This window comes from Paenibacillus glucanolyticus NBRC 15330 (assembly GCF_004000885.1).
GTDB classification, from domain to species: Bacteria; Bacillota; Bacilli; order Paenibacillales; family Paenibacillaceae; genus Paenibacillus_AQ; species Paenibacillus_AQ glucanolyticus.
This window is the reverse complement of the sequence record NZ_BIMC01000002.1, coordinates 316,229-332,393: the sequence shown is the minus strand read 5'-3', so window position 1 is coordinate 332,393 and position 16,165 is coordinate 316,229. Positions and strand designations below refer to the sequence as shown.

Annotated in this window: 19 protein-coding genes and 1 pseudogene; 2 read left to right on the top strand and 18 right to left on the bottom strand. The window is 46.7% G+C overall.

Annotated features, from left to right (window positions below; translation table 11 throughout):
- Positions 1-16 precede the first annotated feature (16 nt).
- From PGL02S_RS05290 to PGL02S_RS05255, 8 genes and pseudogenes are all read right to left on the bottom strand, one after another.
- Positions 17-525: pseudogene (locus tag PGL02S_RS05290) on the bottom strand (NUDIX domain-containing protein).
- A 175-nt stretch (positions 526-700) separates the two neighbouring features.
- Entirely contained in the window at positions 701-1,354 is a 654-nt protein-coding gene (locus PGL02S_RS05285) for a bifunctional 4-hydroxy-2-oxoglutarate aldolase/2-dehydro-3-deoxy-phosphogluconate aldolase (RefSeq protein WP_036641853.1), read from the bottom strand.
- An 11-nt stretch (positions 1,355-1,365) separates the two neighbouring features.
- The gene (locus PGL02S_RS05280) at positions 1,366-2,325 is read right to left on the bottom strand and encodes a sugar kinase (protein ID WP_244892290.1); all 960 of its coding nucleotides are present in this window, start codon (positions 2,323-2,325) and stop codon (positions 1,366-1,368) included.
- Between the two features lie 152 nt (positions 2,326-2,477).
- Positions 2,478-3,980 (bottom strand): tripartite tricarboxylate transporter permease, encoded by a 1,503-nt coding sequence (locus PGL02S_RS05275; protein ID WP_036641832.1) that lies wholly within the window; start codon positions 3,978-3,980, stop codon positions 2,478-2,480.
- Between the two features lie 15 nt (positions 3,981-3,995).
- Complete coding sequence (locus PGL02S_RS05270) at positions 3,996-4,442, bottom strand: tripartite tricarboxylate transporter TctB family protein (RefSeq protein WP_036641829.1); 447 nt, start codon at positions 4,440-4,442, stop codon at positions 3,996-3,998.
- 72 nt (positions 4,443-4,514) lie between these two features.
- On the bottom strand, positions 4,515-5,501 hold the full coding sequence (locus tag PGL02S_RS05265) for a tripartite tricarboxylate transporter substrate binding protein (protein ID WP_036641827.1): 987 nt from the start codon (positions 5,499-5,501) through the stop codon (positions 4,515-4,517).
- Positions 5,502-5,523: 22 nt separating this feature from the next.
- Positions 5,524-6,285 (bottom strand): IclR family transcriptional regulator, encoded by a 762-nt coding sequence (locus PGL02S_RS05260; RefSeq protein WP_036641824.1) that lies wholly within the window; start codon positions 6,283-6,285, stop codon positions 5,524-5,526.
- A gap of 326 nt (positions 6,286-6,611) precedes the next feature.
- Positions 6,612-7,355, bottom strand: coding sequence for an RNA polymerase sigma factor (locus PGL02S_RS05255; RefSeq protein ID WP_036641845.1), 744 nt, complete (start codon positions 7,353-7,355; stop codon positions 6,612-6,614).
- 177 nt (positions 7,356-7,532) lie between these two features.
- On the opposite strand from PGL02S_RS05255, the gene clpP reads away from it, so the two are divergent.
- A complete protein-coding gene (gene clpP / locus PGL02S_RS05250; RefSeq protein WP_006211518.1) occupies positions 7,533-8,114 on the top strand; it encodes an ATP-dependent Clp endopeptidase proteolytic subunit ClpP in 582 nt (193 codons plus the stop codon).
- Between the two features lie 75 nt (positions 8,115-8,189).
- Entirely contained in the window at positions 8,190-8,402 is a 213-nt protein-coding gene (locus PGL02S_RS05245; protein WP_006211519.1) for a hypothetical protein, read from the top strand.
- A 34-nt stretch (positions 8,403-8,436) separates the two neighbouring features.
- Here PGL02S_RS05245 and PGL02S_RS05240 read toward each other — a convergent pair whose 3' ends face one another.
- The 10 genes from PGL02S_RS05240 to PGL02S_RS05195 form a co-directional block, all read right to left on the bottom strand.
- Entirely contained in the window at positions 8,437-9,423 is a 987-nt protein-coding gene (locus tag PGL02S_RS05240; RefSeq protein WP_244892291.1) for a phosphotransferase family protein, read from the bottom strand.
- Positions 9,371-9,766, bottom strand: a complete 396-nt coding sequence (locus PGL02S_RS05235; protein ID WP_036641821.1) for a DinB family protein — start codon at positions 9,764-9,766, stop codon at positions 9,371-9,373. Before PGL02S_RS05235 ends, PGL02S_RS05240 begins: the two co-directional genes overlap by 53 nt.
- 169 nt (positions 9,767-9,935) lie before the next feature.
- On the bottom strand, positions 9,936-10,223 hold the full coding sequence (locus tag PGL02S_RS05230) for an antibiotic biosynthesis monooxygenase family protein (RefSeq protein WP_036641820.1): 288 nt from the start codon (positions 10,221-10,223) through the stop codon (positions 9,936-9,938).
- 45 nt (positions 10,224-10,268) lie between these two features.
- Complete coding sequence (locus PGL02S_RS05225) at positions 10,269-10,622, bottom strand: DUF952 domain-containing protein (RefSeq protein WP_036641816.1); 354 nt, start codon at positions 10,620-10,622, stop codon at positions 10,269-10,271.
- Between the two features lie 50 nt (positions 10,623-10,672).
- Positions 10,673-11,362, bottom strand: a complete 690-nt coding sequence (locus PGL02S_RS05220) for a cyanophycinase (RefSeq protein ID WP_036641815.1) — start codon at positions 11,360-11,362, stop codon at positions 10,673-10,675.
- A 14-nt stretch (positions 11,363-11,376) separates the two neighbouring features.
- Positions 11,377-11,586, bottom strand: coding sequence for a hypothetical protein (locus PGL02S_RS05215; RefSeq protein ID WP_234973042.1), 210 nt, complete (start codon positions 11,584-11,586; stop codon positions 11,377-11,379).
- 31 nt (positions 11,587-11,617) lie between these two features.
- Entirely contained in the window at positions 11,618-12,625 is a 1,008-nt protein-coding gene (locus PGL02S_RS05210) for a phosphotransferase enzyme family protein (protein ID WP_036641810.1), read from the bottom strand.
- 164 nt (positions 12,626-12,789) lie between these two features.
- The gene (locus PGL02S_RS05205; RefSeq protein WP_036641809.1) at positions 12,790-13,338 is read right to left on the bottom strand and encodes an NUDIX hydrolase; all 549 of its coding nucleotides are present in this window, start codon (positions 13,336-13,338) and stop codon (positions 12,790-12,792) included.
- A gap of 41 nt (positions 13,339-13,379) precedes the next feature.
- Complete coding sequence (locus tag PGL02S_RS05200; protein WP_036641806.1) at positions 13,380-14,261, bottom strand: GNAT family N-acetyltransferase; 882 nt, start codon at positions 14,259-14,261, stop codon at positions 13,380-13,382.
- Positions 14,262-14,409: 148 nt separating this feature from the next.
- On the bottom strand, positions 14,410-16,104 hold the full coding sequence (locus PGL02S_RS05195; RefSeq protein ID WP_006211528.1) for a M3 family oligoendopeptidase: 1,695 nt from the start codon (positions 16,102-16,104) through the stop codon (positions 14,410-14,412).
- Positions 16,105-16,165: the final 61 nt, after the last annotated feature.

Genomic DNA, 16,165 nt, shown 5'->3' with positions numbered 1-16,165 from the left:
CTTTGTTTGTCCTTCGCTAATCTGCGAAACCTGCCAATTGAGGCAATCTGGCCGGATACTGCTTAACCGTCTCTTCCAGAACAATCCCCGTCTTCTCATCCCATATCTCGCTTAATTCAAATGTGCCTTCTTCAAAAAACAAGGGAAACCGACGCTTAAACCAATCCTGCATGGGCAATTTCAATGCCTCTTCGAGGTCCACCCATACCAGCTCCCCTTCGGGAGGATTCTCCAGCAACCTTCAAAGGAAGTGGCTAAATAATTAAACACCATGTACCGCAGACCTGTATTGGGTTCACACGATTCCTCGAGGCCCTTATAGATGATGTCCTTCACAATCAAACCGGTTTCTTCCCGAACCTCCCGAATCGCTCCGTTCACAATGCTTTCCGGAAAATCCACTTTGCCGCCGGGCGCAATATAACCGGGAAATCCCTTGGCATCTGGTCTATTCATCAGCAGGATTCTGCTTCCGTCTTGTATCATGCACATGGTGTACAACTTCACTTCGGTCTGCAACCTCATCCCTCATTCCTCATTCCTACGGTTCTACGTGGTTATAGTATACAACCGGAAGCTGTTCATTGAAATTCTTCATTCTATATCTTCCAGCAAGAATCCACACGAAATGGGAAATCAAGCACCAAAAAAAACGAGCAGCTTCGCACATCTGCTCGTTCATATGATTTCATGATAGCCACTACCTAATCATTTGCATTCTCGCTCTTGTCACACTGGATGTGAATTGCCGTGCAAGCGCAGTTAATTCATCCCAAGACTCATTTTCGATGAGTGCCGGTTTCATCAGTGATCCGCCGATACCGGCTGCAACGGCGCCGGCCCGGATGTAATCCTCAATATTATCCAGATCGACCCCGCCTGTCGGCATCATTTTAATATGGCCTAACGGTCCGCTAACATCTTTAATAAATTTAGGACCTAGTACGGAAGCAGGGAATATTTTGACAACATCTGCACCCCACTCTTGTGCTTGCAGCATCTCCGTTGGAGTAAAGACGCCCGGAATCGCAATTTTACCGTAGCGCTTGGCTGCCTTGATGGTCCCTTCGTTTAAGGTTGGAGCAAAAATGAATTCGGCTCCGGCCTGAATCGCCGATCCCGCTGCTTCTGCGTCCAATACGGTTCCGGCTCCTATTACAGCCTGATCCCCATATTTCTTCTTGGCATCTCGTATAACTTGCAAAACATTTGGAGAGTCCATCGTCATTTCAATTCCGGTAACCCCGCCTTCTACAAGCGAGGAAATAACATGCATTACTTTATCCTCGTCCACACGCCGTACAACCGCAATTATGCCGGAATGTAAAAGCTTCTTGAGTTGATCCTGTCCCATCCTGTCACTCCCTATCTCAAAATATCACGCTGATTCATGCTGAAGCTTTCAATAGAGGCACGGTCCGGAAGCCCTTCCACATCACCTTTTACCGTTACTACCATGGCGCCAATAATGGCCCCAAGCTCAACCGCTTCCTTAAGAGGCTTCTGCTCAAGCAGGCCGACCAACAAGCCCGCAGCAAAACCGTCACCTGCACCGACCGGGTCCGTCACCCGTTCTACCTTGTGGCTCGGGCAGAATCCCGCTCCCTCATCCACTGATTCGTAATAAGTGCCGGAGCTTCCATTCTTGATGACCATCTTGGACACTCCTGCTTGTAAAAAATAGTCGGCGATTTGCTTATAATCACTTGTTCCAATTAAAAACTCCGCTTCATCTACACCCGGCATGAAAATATCAGCCTGTCTGGCAATATCCAGCACGATTTCCTTCGCATTCGGTACATGCTTCATTAATTTAAAGCGAAGATTCGGATCGAATGAGAGTTGGATTCCGTTCTCTTTAGCCATACGAATCGCTTCAAAAACGATATCCAGACAGCTTTCGCTCAGAAATGGAGTGATCCCCGTCAGGTGGATCATTTTTGCCTGCCTTACGTAATTCCAATCGATATCCTCTTTCTTCATGCGGCTGGCAGCAGATCCGCTGCGATAATAATAGACCTGCGTGGAGCCTTCACGAATCTTTTCTTTGATGTAAAGTCCGGTTGGATAGTGAGGATCATATCGAACGCATGAGGTATCCACGCCTTCACCGCGTATCGAAGATACCAGATATTTTCCAAGCTCGTCATCCCCTACCTGACTTATCCATCCGGCAGATCTCCCTAATCTGGCTACTCCAATCGCTACGTTGGACTCAGCTCCTCCATGGCGCTTGTTAAACTGGGAAGCATATCTTAAAGGGCCATCGACGGCTGCCTCAAATACGACCATGGTTTCACCAATGGTTACAAGTTCAGGATACACAATATAGACCTCCACTCCAGGTGATCATTTTTTTTTTTTTAGATTATAGAATTTATAAGCTTTCTTGCTACACTGAACAATTCTATAATCGCAAGAAAACCTACCATTGAATCGCGGTCGCTCATCCTTGAATGGCCTCGTTAAAGGTTTTCTTATGCTGCGTTCACCTTTTTATTTTTCTTCAGCTTGCCCCATACGAGAGGCAGAATGAGCGACAAGACGGCAATAATAATAAATCCGAGTGCAATGGGTCTTTCAAGAAAGATACTGTAACTGCCTTCTGACATAACAAGCGAACGTCTGAATTCGCTTTCCGCCATAGGCCCCAGAATCAAGGCCAACACGATTGGCGATGCAGGAAAGCCGTACTTTTTCATAAAATATCCGATAATACCGGCAACAAGCATCGTAAACACGTCAAAAATATTGTTACTGATCGCATAAGCGCCTATTGTGGAAAGAATCAAAATTAAAGGTGCAAGCATTTTCTTCGGAACCAATAGAATTTTGACAAATAACCGGATACCGCTAATCCCAAATATCACCATAAGAATATTCGCAATAATCATTCCGGCAAATAACGTATACACCAACTCACCACTGGTGGCAAATAACTGTGGCCCTGGCTGGATACCTTGAACTACAAGTGCTCCAAGCAGAATTGCCGCAACCGCATCCCCCGGAATTCCCAGTGTCAATAAAGGAATCATGGCACCACCCGTAACACCATTGTTAGCGGCCTCAGCTGAGACAATCCCTTTAGGATTTCCCTTACCATAAGTTTCTTTCTCTTCTTTTTTCAAAAAACGCTTTCCTTCATTATAAGAAACAAATGCAGCGATATCGGCTCCTGCGCCAGGTATAATCCCGATTATTGTTCCAATAAACCCGGATCGAATCATCGAGAACCAAAGCCTTTTCAATTCATTCCATTTAGGAAGGACATAATTGGCAATAATCTTCTTGATCTTGTCTCCCCCGCCAATCTCACCTTCCATAATGACCAAAGCTTCGGAAACGGCAAAAAGTCCAATCATAACGGGAATAAAGGAGAATCCGTTTAACAGAGAAAGCTGGTCGTACGTGAAACGAGGATAACTCGTCATCGGATCCATCCCAATCGTAGAAATCAGGATACCAAACACCCCTGCGATCAACCCTTTTAGAACAGAGCCTCCCGATACACTGGAAATAATGCTGAGTCCAAACAAGGCAAGCCCAAACATTTCAGGAGCACTGAAATTTAATGCTACGCCGGCAAGTTGAGGAGCTATCAGAATCAGCATGAGAACACTAATTAACCCACCCACACCTGAAGCAATGGCTGCATACCCCAGAGCCTTACCTGCTTTACCTTGTTTCGTCATGGCATGTCCATCAAGCGCGGTCGCGGCTGACGCCGGCGTGCCAGGTGTATTCAATAGAATAGCTGCAATGGAGCCCCCATAAATGGAGCCGAAGTATACTCCGATCAACAGTAGAACCCCGGTTACAGCATCCATCCCAAATGTGACCGGAAGAAACAACGCAACCCCCATTGTGGCCGTAAGTCCTGGAAGGGCGCCGATGATGATTCCGATAATAACTCCACCGATTAATAGGAGAATCACTTCCGGCTGAAAGACATTCCCCAATCCTTGAAGCAGTAAATCCATACACCAAGCCCTCCTTTAATACAAAATACCGTGCGGAATCGGAACGCTCAGCAAGAATTCAAACACGTAGCTAATTCCGGCGCTGATCAGAACGGACGCCACAATCAATGTTGTCCACTTCCGGATGCCCATCAATATCATCCAAGCCAATGTGACTAAAGCTGATGAAACCGTGAACCCCAACCACTGCACGAACAGGACGTAAACCATCATGACGATGATTCCGGTTACAAACAATAAAACCGCAGGCTTCCCTGAAACAGCATAAACCGCTCCGTCTTGTTTCTCTTTCCGGCCTATGAGCAGAATTGATAATACACCTAATGCGCTGGCAGCTATTTTGGGAAAATAGTCGGGTCCAGGTCCCAGACCGTTGGAAGATGGAAACGCATTTGCAATTAACCATGCATACACAGACAAGATCAATAATCCAAATCCAATCACTCGGTTGGCCATGGTCATGGCTGCACCTCCTCTTGTGATAGAAGGGGCTAGTCATCACTAGCCTCTTCTATCCAATTCATTTGTTGAAGGTTAATTCAATTTCAAAGACGGAATCAAATTTGCAAATAACTGATCTTGTTCTTCCAGCAGTTTCGTGAATCCTTCTCCATTGTCGTAACGGTAACCCAGGTTCATCTTTTTGATCTGCTCTTTAAATTCGTCGCTTTGAGCTGTCTTGCCGAATGACTCCTCAAGAATTTTCACAACATCGTCCGGCGTATCCTTAGGAACAGCCAGTCCACGCCATGTGCCGATCGAAAGATCAATTCCGCTTTCTTTTAGTGTAGGTACATCTGGGAGAGACTCGACACGTTCTTCAGCCATCACACCCAATACTTTAAGCTCACCTGCTTGTACTTGTGTAACAACTTCTGCAGGGCTTACAGAAACTGCATCCACATGTCCTCCCAGCAGGGCCGTTACTGCAGGAGCAGCTCCTTCAAATGGGATGTGATTAAATTGGGCACCCGTTTCTTTCTCAAAAGCAGCGGCGGCCAAATGCCAGATCGCACCCGTTCCCGAGTTCCCGACCTTTAATTTTTTTTCTTTTGTAGCTGCGATAAATTCTTCTAACGTATTCCATGGTGCATCTGCTTTTACTGTGATAGCGCCTGAATCTTCATTTAATAGCGCAATCGGTTTGAAATCCGTATGAGAAAATTGAGCCAAACCGGAGTGCGGTAATGTAAGCAATTCGACGGTTACCATGGATACCTTATAGCCATCTGCTTTTGCCTTGGCACCGTTCTGCATACCAACCGCTCCACCGCCACCTTCCATATTCACAACGGCAATGGACTGACCCAGGTCATTCTTAGCCATATCTGCAAAGGAACGAGCCACGGTATCCGTTCCTCCTCCTGCGGCATAAGGTACAATGAGTTCTACAGGTTTACTCGGAAAGTTACTGCCCTTGCCGGTATCACTCGAGCCAGACTTTGCTGAATCATTCCCGCCGCATGCGGTTAAAACAACGAACATCGTCAGTAAAATCAAACTAAATTTGTACTTTTTCATAAGAACTCCCCTTTTATTGTTTTTATGATTTAGGTGGATTGAAACCCATTTTTCTCGAAATCGCCAGGGCTGTTTCTTTAGTCCACGGAATGTATTCACGTAGAATATCATCCGACATTCTGGTGATGGGACCCGTAATGCTGATGGCATAACGAGATTTTTGCGTGTGGTCGAAGATAGGTGCCGCAACACAGCGTATCCCTCTCTCATGCTCTTCATTATCGTACGCAAATGCGTTAGCCCGAATGGTTTGGAACTCTTGCTTTAGCTCTTCCGGTGTGGTCAAGGTATACTCGGTAAATGGCTGCATCGTAACTCCTGCAAGAAGCTGGTCCACCTCATCCTCCGGTAAATAAGCCAAAATCGCTTTACCAACCCCTGTGCAATACAATGGGCCTCTGCGACCAATTTGTGAGTAAATCCGGATAGTTGAAGCGTTTTCAACCTTATCGATGTATAACACTTCATTCCCGTCAAGCATGACAAGGTGCACGATTTCGCCCGTATCTCTACTTAATTTTTCGATCAATGGTCTGGCGATATCCACAATCTTTAGATTCTCGGTAACGACCTCAGCCATTTCAATAAACTTCAATCCCAGGCTGTAGATGCTATCCTTTCCCGTCTTCTGAACATAATCCTGCTCTTCAAGCGAAGCTAACAACCGATGTGCCGTACTCTTTGCTACGTCCAGCTTTTGGGCGATTTCTGTAACACCTAAACCTCCGGGATTCAATTTCAGAAACTCCAGTATATCCAGCGCCCTAGTTACTGACTGAATCAATTCATGGCCCCCTTTTTATCTCGTTCCTTAATACGGAACATCATTCCTTAATATGGTTTTGTTTAATTATAAGAATAAACTGAAAGCGCTGTCAATAGTTTTAATCTAAAAAACCTTGTTCTATTATGCTACAAAAGCCTTCGACTTCGTGTATCAACCAACCGCTGCGTGTTTGATTCTCGCTCTCTTTTCCAAAGAAAAGGTTTCCAGAACATTCACAATATAGAAAAAGACCATAGCATCTTCTGCTTTGGTCTTTTTGAAGAGATAAGAAAGTATAAACTTTAGAGGCTTACCTCCTGATCTCGCAAGAAAAAACTTCCGCTTTACGCGGCCATTCTCATCTCTGGCTGATATCCGCTATACAGCATATAACCCGCGCTCGATGATTGGCCCCCCTGAACCTGCAACGGCTCCATGCTGCCAATGGCCGAAACTTCACTGTTATTCCACTGGATCAGTCTTACAACAGCTTCAATATCACCTGATTGATATGCCTCGGCCAATGCCTGTAGATTCAAGCTGGTCTCTTCCTCTTCCGGCATGGTTAATCCGTGTTCCTCTTCTTCTATGTCCAAGGATTGCAGCACTTTATGTGCACGATGAAGAGCCGCTTTCACTGCCCCATCCGTCGTTTGCAGCATGTTTGCCGTTTCCGAAACGGAATATTCATACACATCACGAAGCACCACCACCGTTCGCTGCAGTGGGGACAAATGCTCCATCAGCCATTGAAAAGCGAACTCGATGTTCAGTTTGCTGTCCTCATTCGATGGTTCTTCTCTCGGTAAGATATGCTCCAGCTTCTCATCAAGAATTCGTCTGTAGGTCAGATCCCGGCGTATCCGGTCAATCCATGTATTCTTGGCAATCCGGAGCAGCAGGGCCTCAGGATTGACATGGTTCCGCTGCTTCAAATGCTCGAGTGCTTTGATCCATGTGTCCTGCACCAGATCATCCGTATCCCATGAGGAGTTTGTGAGAGACAGACAGTACCTGTGCAGCATCGCGTTCAGCTCCGCCAAGTCCTGATCCCCCGGCGAGGTGACACTCGGTCGATAGATCGTCATCAGAAGCCAACTCCCTTCCTTCTCTCGGTAAGATATCTTATATGTAAACGAATGAGGTCTGCCTTTCGTTACTCTCATATCCATCATTTATTTCTTGCTTCCTCCGTATCTTTTGCAGCTGCCTCTTCGTTTACTTGCTGAATCAAGAAAACCTAACGAATATGGAGGATGGAAACCATGAATATTGTTCCTTATGTTGTTGAGCAGACCAATCGGGGCGAACGATCCTACGATATTTATTCCAGATTGCTGAAGGATCGGATTGTGTTTGTCGGTGCAGCCATTGATGATGCAATCGCTAACAGCATTATTGCACAATTGCTGTTCCTGGCAGCTGAAGATCCGGAGAAGGATATCCATATGTATATCAACAGTCCAGGCGGCTCCGTGTCCGCGGGCTTTGGCATCTACGATACCATGCAGATTATTAAACCTCAAGTGAGCACCATCTGTACGGGATTTGCCGCTTCTTACGGTGCAATCCTTCTGCTGGCTGGAGCCACAGGCAAGCGACTCGCACTGCCTAACAGCGAGATTATGATCCATCAGCCGCATGGTGGCGTGCAAGGGCAGGCAACCGATATTGCCATTACAGCCAAACGCATCATAAAAACCCGCGAGAAGCTGGCACATATTATATCGGAGCGAACAGGTCAGTCCGTGGAGCGTGTCGAAATGGATATGGAGCGGGATTACTTTATGTCCGCACAAGAAGCGAAGGATTACGGGATCATCGATGATATCGTCACCAACCTGTGACGATGGAACGAAAGGCATGAACAGGTTCTGCGAAGCACCCGTTATATATTCTATTCACAAGGAGTGAAATCAGGTATGCTGAAAAGTTTGCTGAATCAACAAGTGACCCTTTATTTTACGGATGGAAGTTATGTGCGGAGCGGCACGCTTGAAGAGGTGGGAGAACAGTTCATCCGATATAAGGATGAATATGACATGCTGTATGTACCGTTAACTGCCATCCGCTACGTATCGGTGAATACCAAGGAAAGAGACAAACCACGAGTTGGATTTACTCCATCTTCCTGATGGGAATACAAGAACCGCATGGGCTTCTTCACGCTCATGCGGTTCTGTTCGTATGGCTGTTTATTTTATCAATTATGAATGACAACACTCGCTGCATACAGACATCATTCTTCTCCCTCTTATGGAAACCGATAAATTGCAGGGCATGTATGACGGAATAGAAATCAATCAGCTCCCGCAACTCCTGATCCGCTCCCCACTGCCTGCACAGCTCCTCCACATAAGGCATACCCTGATCTCCAATGTCAGAGACAACCGCTGTTTGCGTGAGAGCAATCATGTACAGCGGATCTCCGTAACATACCCAATCGAAATCCACGATGCCCTGCAGCTTGCCCTCATGTACGATCACGTTCTTAATCGTGAGATCATCCAGAAAACAGACCGGCTCCACCTGGTTGAGATAAGGCTCGTAATGCTGTTTTATTACCTGGAGTTGGTTAACGGCCTCTGCTGACACCTCATCGGTTATATTCCCCAAATGACTCTCAAGATTGCGCTCAATGATCTGTGCCCATGATGAAAATGGACCCTGCTCACCGATGGGAACCCATCCAAATCCCTTGCCCTTGGGAAGCTCGGCTACCTTGCGCTCATATGAAATGATTTGGCCTGCGAGAACGGCCAATTGTTCATGTGTCATTCCCTCCAGCTCATAGCGCAGATCCTGACCGGGAAAGCGTTCCAGTATCATATAGGCGTAGGGCACCTTCTCAAGAGAGACATCATGATGAATGACTTTCGGTACCGGTAAGCCCAAAGAGGAGAGAATCTCCATATTCTTCGCTGTAAACTCCAGAATTCCGGGCTTGTGATTGGTTCTAAGCATAATTTGTTCGTGTGGAAAAGTCACGCTGTACACCTGGTTGGTGTGACCGAATGACATGAGTTTCATTCTTAACGGTCGGCGGCCATAAAGCTTCGCCATAAGCTCTTCCAAATTCATCTCAAACACCTGCCTCGATGGGTTACTTGTTCGCTTCCCGAATCCGTCCCAGTTGTCTGATGTGAAGAGTTTCATGGATTGCGATAAAATGGGCCCACTGATTCGCGTTCATCTCGAAACCGAAGGGATGCGGGTAACGCAGGTCATTGGTATTCCGCTCGGCCAGTCTCACAATGATCTCCTTCGTTGTGTCCCGGACCTGATTCAGCTTATCCATCGCTTCTTCATAGGACAATGTACCGCTAGGCACGGCTGCTTTAGGCGCTTCTATCTTTTTGCCGATGATGCCGCTGTTTTGCAGCACTTCGCTTACATCCGTCAGCTTCTCATCCCATGGCTCCGAGGGCAGGGCAGGCTCCTTCTCCAGCATCTGCCGAACCTGATCCATAAAAGGTACAATATCCTGAAAATTCACCATATCTATATTTCCTCCAACTCATTCACTATCCCTCTATATAAACACAGAGCGCTGCCGCTGCATCACTTGTCCCGAGAATATTCCAAGAAGCACCGAATACAGCTAAACAAGTGAAGGAATTTATGAATGATCGCTTCATCATGTAGCAGGTATGTACTATATAAGGATTTTAAAGATCCACATAATGTTCAACAACAGGGAACGGATCGTAGAAGTGATGCAGGAGATTTTTCCATTCCTGATATTCAGCTGATCCTCTGAAACCTGTCGTATGGTCCTCCAGCGTCTCCCATTTTACCAATAGAATATACTTATGATCATCTTCCAAACACCGTTTCAAGTCATGATGGAGATAACCCTTCATCTTAGAGATGATCCCTGACGCCAACTCGAAATTACGTTCAAAATCATCCGTTAGCCCTGTTCTCACCTGCAGTATCGCCACTTCAAGTATCATAGAATTCCTCCTTGGTCACAGTGGGTTAGCTGGTTTCTAGTTGCCTTATCCCTGATATTCGAAATCAGCAGAAGCTTGAAACGCAAATACCCCATTCTCGTCAGCTTCCAAACGATATATCTTATGAACTGCGTTCAGGTTCAGCCTTCCATAGATATGCGGGAACAACTGATGCAATCCATACAAGTCCTCGTATACAATCTCAGCATCCACATCATCTTCTTGAATGCCCAGAACGAATAGATCCGCTGTTCCCTTATAGAGCGTGTTGGCTACTCCGCTGACTTGCTCCTCTGTTGAGCAATGAATAAATTGATCCGTATGTAAACTGTGCGGCTCGTATACTCCTTGCTGCTGTGCTTCCGTCCATGCTTCCATCGAAATAATATGATAGATCATTCCATCCAGTCCCCCTGTCCATATTTTCGTATATCTTGACACATCATCATTCACGATGTTTCCTTCGCTATATATTCATCCTGCTCAACATCCTGGATGGTTACCATATGGACGGATTCGCCTAATGAGGATGCCAGCCGCTCGTTAATGAACACCGCGCATGCTTGCTCATCAATGCCGAGACCACGCTGTACTTTTTTCGCCTTCATACCCTCTAGCAGATTAGTCTGATCGCCCCACTCCGTATAATGAACGCTGATCAATACATCGGAGAGCAGGCCTACGCCCTGTTTAAACAGCATTACGCTCTGCTCATTATCAAGTGGGGAAATGAGGCAAATCTCGGGAAGAATTAAGGCGCCTGCCGAATTCCCTGCAATCGGAACCCCGTTTTCATAACGGTCGATCAACAGGTCTTTGAAGGCACCTGTCGCATAGTAGTGATGGTATTTTTCCGTATTTCCCCCACCGATAAAAATTCCCGTGGCGCGAGAAAGGACCTGCTCCGCGTGCTCCATATCCAAATGCCCTTCCGCATCAGGAACGATCACCTGTACATCGTGAGCACCCGACTCCCTCCACATCTGTTGAAACAGTGGAACATATTCCTCCCAGCCCGGTCTGTTCATGATACATAAGGCAATCGTGGCGTCGGAACCTCCCGCTTGCTCTATGAACTGTCTGTTCGCCTCTGCTTGGAAGGAGTTCCCTCCGAGCAGATATACATATCGTTCTCTCATCATAACACCCCTCTCTATTCCTTTTTCTGTGCTCGCTTGTAAACATAGTACAGCAGCACCGAGATAAAATAAATCGGTAGGATGATGATGCCTAACACAGCACTCCATAATACTATGGGAAGCAGATCGCGGTCAGTTATACTATCGTAATTCATATAACCGTACACAATCCAAACCAGCCATACCATCGTGACGGCATATCCTATTTTATAAGGTAATCTCACAGCATTCACATCCTAGAAGTTGATTGGGACATTAGAATTTCGAGTGCAACAAATCGGAAAAGGCATGCTGGTTATATTCCAGCCACTCTCTTCTCTTCAAAAGCTGCTTCAACATCAACCGAAAATAAGGGGCGATGCTCCGGCCGGCATAATGCTGTCCAATATAGATGCTTAATAGTGATACGTAATATATCTGCATAACATACGGAATCCACTGAATCTCTGCAGGGGTTAATGTCATATATTTTCGATATTCATCCAAAAACAGCTCTATCTTCTCAAAAGTTTGGTCTTCAAATTGAAGGAGATGACTTAAACAGATCGTTAGTTCCCAAATACGAATATCGTTAGCGGCAAAATCAAAATCCAATACCCCGCTGATCTTCCTAAATTGAGGCTCGATCAAGAGATTAAAGATGAGAATATCATGGTGGACAATTTGTTTAGGCAGAAGATTGAGTTCAGGCGCGTGCCTGTAAATATTCTGGTAATACGCCTGGATAATAGCAATCTGATCGGCATCAATTGCAAAGGGAGGACTGGACAGAAATTCATGGATGCTCTTCTGATACGACAGCGGATGAAGGCTGTAAGGGTCATGAAATGCGATAGTAGGACGAACCGAATCAACGGGTACCGATGAGAATTGCTGAAGGGCATACGAAATTTCTCCAACCGTCTGTCCATAACTAAGCACATCCGAATTTCTTAATAAATCTGGAACCTCACCCTCAATAAACCGGGTTATGGAGCCTAAAGAACCATCCGACAGAATAACATACTTCGAGCCATCCTTGCTCGAGAGGAACCCTGGAACACCAAACGATAAAGAGCAATGTTCCAAATAAGCTGTTAATTCCACCTCAAACTGTAATCTTTCTTCATTTTTAGTATGACGATTATATATTCTTGCAACATATTTGCTTTGGTTCAGTACAACAATTCTGGAGTCATTCGTCATGCCAAATGGCACATTGCCCATAGAATGCACAGGCTCATTAAAATAATGCTGCAGCAGCTCTTGAAATAAGTGCTCCATTGTCTACCCCTCTTTATTGTCCAGAACATGGCCTTTAGGATCAATCTCATAAACCCCGTCTTCATTCATGGCTTCACTCTGCAATAATCCTGGTATGCCTGATTGTTATCCGACACATGGCCTTACTTCGTTCCTCCCATTCCCATGCTCAAGATATTATAGGTTTATCTACCCGAGAGGTCTTGTTGTCTTATGGCATAAGCCAGCTTATACAGGTCCGCAATATCCTGCCTGCCCGTTTCTTCAAATCTTTGAACCGCCACATCCAATTCGACCGCCTCCACAGCGATCACCTGCTCGCCGTCTTCAGGATTCAGCGGTTCCCCGACGATGCATACATCCCCGTAGCCAACCAATCTGACAAAGCGCGGGTGAGGGATATGCGGACGGTACGGGGTCTTGCAACTGGATTCACAACGAAACTGGCCGAAGACTCGGTACGACTCCAGTTCTGCACCAAGCTCCTCCCTCACCTCCCGTCGCAGCGCGTCCAAATATCGCTCCCCGGGCTCCAGCGTACCTCCTGGAAGCTCCCAGCTTCCATCCGCCACTTGAAAGACAACGCAGCGATTTCCGGTAAACGGAAGAATCGTGACATTGCTCACCTTCGACTCATCAATATCTTCGTCTAAATCAAACCTGGCCTTCACAACACCCCAATGGATATCATTCGATAACGCCCGATAGGAGCTTAAATCCGTATTTATTCTCATGCGCTGTTCCCTTTCGCTCTATGCTAAAATTCATGCTTGCTTTACTCCACGTTATACTCGCGAACCATGAGCACTTGCTCCATTCCAGCGTTAAATCCAAGCTCCGTCAGAACTTCCACCAGTTCCTTATGGGAGGCCCGGATATTGAACGCAGATCGCTTGCAGGCATGTCCAGGCTGCATGATCTCAAGCACTGCCCTCTTAAGGACCCCTTTTGCGTCAGGATGTCCGGGAGCTGCCTCACAGCGAAATAGTGTGATTGCAGTCAAACTTCCGGCAGCGTCAAACACTCGCTTAAACAATCCGTAACCCGCGAGCTTTTCTTCCTTATATACAAAAACACACTCACCATCCCTAATATTGGAGGCGTCTGTCTGCCAGACTTCGCCGGGCAGATAGAAGGCGGCGGAGGCGACCTCAGCGGCCTGGCCTCTGACCAAAGTATATGTTGAAGCTGCATTCTGAACATTAAGCTCCTCAAGCGACTGCTCATTCGACATGATAAGCAGCCGGTCAATGATTACATATCCGACACTTTGATAGAGTCGGATTGCTGCTGTATTCGTGCTGATAGCCTCTAGATAGGCACGATGTACGCCTTGCTTCTCGTAAAGCTCCGAGTTTTTCTCCATCATGGATTTGCCGAGCCCTTTGCCCCGAAAATCCGGAGCGATGGCGGTACCGCTGTTACGTGCAAGCTTAACGCCATCATACTCCCGGAAGCTGTTCATGACGATGCCTGCCGCAGCCCCATTCACATAACAAGCGAGAGATTCCTCCAAACTTAAGCCATCATTTCCGATTCGAGCAATGAAACGCTCCAGCGGCATCGAGGCATTCACGATGTATCCTTCAAACGATTGGTTCCACAGCTCCGAGGCATCCCGAATCGGAAGCTCGCTAAGGGGTTTATAGGTAATCATGGTTTATTTCCTCCTGCTCCATAGGCATGGATAATGCGAAACGGTTCAGACGCAAAAATTTCATTCCATTTAAAAACATGCAGGAAGAGCACCTGAGCTGTAACTCAATAGTGTCCCTCTGCATGCGTTGTCACTGCTTATTTACGATTTAAAGAGCTGCATCGTCTACGCTGTCAAGCCACGCATTAATGCTGCCAATGACGGAAGTGACGCAGCCATCCTCGAACGGCGAGATCAAGCCGGCTACCTTCACCAATTCGACGAAGGACTTGCTTCCGCCTTGACGGCAGAGGTGCAGATAATCTGCCCATGCGGCCGATCGATCTTCGTGCATCTTCTTCCAGAATTGGAAAGCGCAGATTTGAGCCAGCGTGTAATCGATATAATAAAACGGCGAACTAAAAATATGACCCTGTTTATGCCAGAAACCGCCTTGCTCCAGGTACGTGTTGTCATCGTAGTTCCGGTGCGGCAAATACTTCCGCTCAATCTCACGCCATGCCTGTTTCCGCTCAGCCGGCGTTGCATCCGGATTCTCATAAACGAAATGCTGGAATTCATCAACCGTTACTCCGTAAGGAATGAAGATCAGCCCACTTGCGAGATGGTCGAAACGGTATTTGTCCGCTTCATCTTCGAAGAAACGGTCCATCCAAGGCCATGTGAAGAACTCCATGCTCATGGAATGAATTTCGCATGCTTCATACGTTGGGAATCCATACTCCGGAACCTCGAAACCTCTGCTCTCGTATACTTGGAAGGCATGACCAGCTTCGTGTGTCAACACATCAATATCACCGGACGTACCGTTGAAGTTGGAGAAAATAAAAGGTGCGCCGTACTCGCTGATATAGGTACAGTAACCGCCGCCCTGCTTGCCTTTTTTGGCTACCAGATCCATCAGGCCGTTCTCCTGCATGAAGGTGAAGAACTCATGGGTTTCCGGTGACAACTCCTCATACATCTTCGCTCCGTTGCTCACGATCCAGTCTGGATCACCCTTCGGTGTTGCGTTCCCCGATTTGAATGCAAAGTTCTCATCATAATACAGCAACTGGTCCACATCGATACGATTCTGCTGACGTTCCTTCAGCTTGGATGCAACCGGAACGATATGCTCCAGCACCTGGCTGCGGAAATTAGCAACCATCTCTGCGTTGTAATCCGTGCGTGCCATGCGCGCATAACCAAGCTCAACATAATTGTTGAAACCCAGCTTCTTGGCCATCTTGGTTCTCACTTTTACCAGATCATCATAAATGCGGTCGAAAGTTGCTTCATTCTCGGCCATAAAGCCGCTGGAAGCCTCCATGGCGCGTTTGCGCATATCGCGGTCCTTGGATTGCTGGAAAGGCGTCAATTGCGGTAGCGTACGCTCCTCGCCTTCAAATTGGATTTTGGCAGAAGCGATCAGCTTCGAGTATTCGGTGGTCAGTTTATTCTCCTGCTGCAAATCCTCAATAATCTCGGGACTGAAGGTTTTGAGTGATAGCTCTGCAAGCTGGAACAGCTGCCGGCCCCATTTATCCTCAAGCTCGGTTCTGAATTTCGAATCCACGAGGGCCCGGTAATAATCCGTTATGTATTCCTGAATCACCGGTCCGTTCTCGTCAAAGAAATCCTGTTCAGCCTTATAGAACTCATCGTTTGTATCAATCGAGTGACGAATACTCACAAGCTGACCGAGTGTATCCATCTCACTGCGGAGTTTATTGATGCGGGTCATCGCCTGATCCTGCTCTTCATACGTGCTTGCTGAAGTAAAGGCGTTGAGTTGTTCTTTAAACTTTTGCTCAAAAGCTTTTACATCGGGACGTTCATAGCGATATTCGCTGAATTTCATAGGATACACCTGTCCTTTCAATGATAAAAAATGCATCGTGGCGTCAGATGGAATGATTTCA

What these genes read in the sequence shown, in the direction of transcription:
- PGL02S_RS05210 (WP_036641810.1), bottom strand. Translation starts at nt 12,625, where the DNA reads ATGGAGCACTTATTTCAAGAGCTGCTGCAGCATTATTTTAATGAGCCT.
- PGL02S_RS05255 (WP_036641845.1), bottom strand. Translation starts at nt 7,355, where the DNA reads ATGACGATCTATCGACCGAGTGTCACCTCGCCGGGGGATCAGGACTTG.
- PGL02S_RS05235 (WP_036641821.1), bottom strand. Translation starts at nt 9,766, where the DNA reads ATGGTGAATTTTCAGGATATTGTACCTTTTATGGATCAGGTTCGGCAG.
- PGL02S_RS05265 (WP_036641827.1), bottom strand. Translation starts at nt 5,501, where the DNA reads ATGAAAAAGTACAAATTTAGTTTGATTTTACTGACGATGTTCGTTGTT.
- PGL02S_RS05285 (WP_036641853.1), bottom strand. Translation starts at nt 1,354, where the DNA reads ATGGGACAGGATCAACTCAAGAAGCTTTTACATTCCGGCATAATTGCG.
- PGL02S_RS05220 (WP_036641815.1), bottom strand. Translation starts at nt 11,362, where the DNA reads ATGAGAGAACGATATGTATATCTGCTCGGAGGGAACTCCTTCCAAGCA.
- PGL02S_RS05200 (WP_036641806.1), bottom strand. Translation starts at nt 14,261, where the DNA reads ATGATTACCTATAAACCCCTTAGCGAGCTTCCGATTCGGGATGCCTCG.
- PGL02S_RS05270 (WP_036641829.1), bottom strand. Translation starts at nt 4,442, where the DNA reads ATGACCATGGCCAACCGAGTGATTGGATTTGGATTATTGATCTTGTCT.
- clpP (WP_006211518.1), top strand. Translation starts at nt 7,533, where the DNA reads ATGAATATTGTTCCTTATGTTGTTGAGCAGACCAATCGGGGCGAACGA.
- PGL02S_RS05275 (WP_036641832.1), bottom strand. Translation starts at nt 3,980, where the DNA reads ATGGATTTACTGCTTCAAGGATTGGGGAATGTCTTTCAGCCGGAAGTG.
- PGL02S_RS05230 (WP_036641820.1), bottom strand. Translation starts at nt 10,223, where the DNA reads ATGATACTTGAAGTGGCGATACTGCAGGTGAGAACAGGGCTAACGGAT.
- PGL02S_RS05205 (WP_036641809.1), bottom strand. Translation starts at nt 13,338, where the DNA reads ATGAGAATAAATACGGATTTAAGCTCCTATCGGGCGTTATCGAATGAT.
- PGL02S_RS05240 (WP_244892291.1), bottom strand. Translation starts at nt 9,423, where the DNA reads ATGAAACTCTTCACATCAGACAACTGGGACGGATTCGGGAAGCGAACA.
- PGL02S_RS05195 (WP_006211528.1), bottom strand. Translation starts at nt 16,104, where the DNA reads ATGAAATTCAGCGAATATCGCTATGAACGTCCCGATGTAAAAGCTTTT.
- PGL02S_RS05245 (WP_006211519.1), top strand. Translation starts at nt 8,190, where the DNA reads ATGCTGAAAAGTTTGCTGAATCAACAAGTGACCCTTTATTTTACGGAT.
- PGL02S_RS05225 (WP_036641816.1), bottom strand. Translation starts at nt 10,622, where the DNA reads ATGATCTATCATATTATTTCGATGGAAGCATGGACGGAAGCACAGCAG.